The 2,749-nt window shown below is 64.6% G+C and carries 2 protein-coding genes; both read left to right on the forward strand.

Annotation, left to right across the window (positions count from 1 at the left end; genetic code table 11):
* Positions 1-378 precede the first annotated feature (378 nt).
* Positions 379-741 carry a PilZ domain-containing protein gene (locus AC1DYX_RS30075; RefSeq protein WP_477265724.1) on the forward strand — a complete coding sequence of 121 codons (363 nt, stop codon included), beginning with the start codon at positions 379-381 and terminating at the stop codon, positions 739-741.
* 75 nt (positions 742-816) lie between these two features.
* Complete coding sequence (locus AC1DYX_RS30080) at positions 817-2,451, forward strand: family 43 glycosylhydrolase (protein WP_477265726.1); 1,635 nt, start codon at positions 817-819, stop codon at positions 2,449-2,451.
* Positions 2,452-2,749: the final 298 nt, after the last annotated feature.

Below are 2,749 nucleotides of genomic sequence, written 5' to 3' on the forward strand. Positions count from 1 at the left end.
TGGCCAACTGCGTCGTCATCAGCTTCGCTATCGCAACCGGCGTGTTGGCTATCTCGCCGTAGAAACGTGGATCGCCACCGGCACTGTCCGCAATCGAGACAGCGATCGTCGCCTTATGGACATCCAGGCCTACATATTTGCTAAACTCGTTCATGACCTACCTCCTCAATTGCGGCTCTGCGCCGAAAGGTTCACCAACCCTCAGCGTAACCCGCGTCCGTTGAGGTTGGTAGGTCAATACATTCTGTCTACTCCAAGGGGCGGCTGCGGCCGCCCTTTTTTATAGAGCAACACCTCTAAGTGGCAGGCTGACAACCACAACGAGATTCTGAACAGCAACAATAGCGGCGTTTTTCAGCACACCCGTTTGTTCCTGTCGTGGATTCCAATCGTACTTTCCGGGCCGACGCCCATGGCGACGGCCGCCGGTCGCCGCGCCGCACCTGCCGCCTCCGCGCCGTCGTCGAGGTGACCGGCGGCCCCACCCTGCCCGCCGTCACCGTCGACATCGGCCGCGATGGCATGGCCGTCCTGCTTCCCTGCCCCCTGCCCGACGGCACGAGTTGCCGCGTCGGCTTTTCCCTGTTCAGCGGCGGTGCCGTGCAGCGCCTCGACCTGAACGCGCGGGCGACCAACAACGTGTTCGTGCACGCCGACGTGCGCGTGGGTCTCGCGTTCACGGGCGTGCTGCCATCCGCGAATGCCCTGCTGGCGGAATTCGTCAATTACGGCAAGCACTGAAACACCTCTCTGTTGTTTATGAAATCGTTTTCATATAATCTCGATGACGTTCAACATAAACATACGGAGATAAGCTTGACCAACCCATCCCGCCGCAACGCCTTCAAGACCCTGCTGGCCGGCGCCGGCGCCGCCTCGTTGCCGGGCGTCCTGCCCGCGCAGGCCGCGACAGCGAAGGCGGCCGCCTGCCCGCCGGCCGCCCCGAACTGGGGCCGCGGCATCGAAAACCAGCGCAAGGCCGACCGCGGCGACGGCACGTACATCAACCCGATCATCGCCGGCGATCACCCCGACCCGACGATTCTGAAAGACGGCAAGGACTATTACATGACCTTCTCGTCCTTCCTGTCGTATCCGGGCATCGTGATCTGGCATTCGACGGACCTCGTGAACTGGGCGCCGGTCGGCCCGGCACTGAAGAAATCGCTGGGCACCATCTGGGCCCTCGACCTGTGCAAGCACAATGGCCGTTACTACATCTACATCCCGGCCGCGCCGGACGGCAATACGTGGTCGATCTACGCCATCTGGGCCGACCGCATCGAGGGACCATGGAGCGACCCGGTCGACCTGAAGATCGCCGGCTGCATCGACCCGGGCCACGTCGTGGGCGAGGATGGCAAGCGCTACCTGTTAGTCAACGGCATCCGCCGCGTGCGCCTCACGGACGACGGCCTCGCGACGGACGGCCCGGTGGAACCCGCGTACCAGCCGTGGCGCTACCCGGAAGACTGGGTCGTCGAGAACTTCGCGCCGGAAGGCCCCAAGCTGCTGCGCCACGGCGAGTACTTCTACCTGATCACGGCGGTGGGCGGCACGGCCGGCCCGGTGACCGGGCACATGGTGATCGCGGCCCGTTCGAACTCCATCAACGGCCCGTGGGAACACTGCCCGCACAACCCGCTCGTGCGCACGACCGGCACCTTCGAGCCGTGGTGGTCGCGCGGCCACGCATCGCTCGTCGAAGGCCCGGCCGGCGACTGGTGGATGATCTACCACGGCTACGAGAACGGCTACCGCACGCTGGGCCGCCAGACCCTGCTCGAGCCGATGGAATGGACGGCCGACGGCTGGTTCCGCGCCAGGGGCGGCGACCTCTCCAAACCTCTACCGAAGCCGCGCGGCGGCAAGGCGGGACCGAACGGCTTCGCGCTGTCCGACGATTTCTCCAGGGACCGCTTCGGCGTCCAGTGGGCGTTCCACGATCCGGCGCCGGACGAGATGGCGCGCGTGCGCTTCGCGGGCGGCGGCCTGGAAATCAGGGGCAAAGGCACCTCGCCCGCCGACAGCGCCCCCCTGACCTGCGGCGTCGGCGACCGTTCGTACGAGGCCGAGATCACGCTCGACCTCGTGGGCGCGGCCGAAGGCGGCCTGCTGCTGTACTACAACGCGAAGGCGTTCGTCGGCCTCGGCTTCACGCCCGACGCCATCAAGACGTACCAGTACGCTGAAGAGCATCCGTGGGCGCGCCGCCCGCAAAAGATGTCCAGCGTGCGCGTGCGCCTGACCAACGTCGAGAACGTGATTTCTTTCCATTACTCGTTCGACGGCGGCAAGACCTGGATGCTGCACGGCACGCGCATGGAAGTGTCGGGGATCCACCATAACGTGTTCGGCGGCTTCCTGAGCCTCAAGGTGGGCGTCTACGCGGCGGGCAACGGCGTCGTGCGCCTGCGCGATTTCCATTACCGAGCACTGAGCGCTGCCTAAGTAGGGTGGGCACCCCTGTGCCCACCAAACGCATGCCGGTCTGCGAACCTATGGTGGGCACGGGGTGCCCACCCTGTAAAGGCAAAGTTAAAATGTCCGCTTTGGGCAAAGTTGAAATGTCCGCTTTTTGTGGGGTCTCAGACACGCTTTTGGGCGGACGCTTTCTTTGCTGAGCCAACACCTTGCGCGATGACGGCAGCGGTCTGATTGTCGCGGTAGTGGCGGTTGCGCACCTTCTTGTCGACGACGTAGTGGAGCGTCTTGGCATCGACGTCGGTAGCCTTGCTCAGGCGAGGGA

The organism is Massilia sp. P2_C2, from assembly GCF_056404615.1.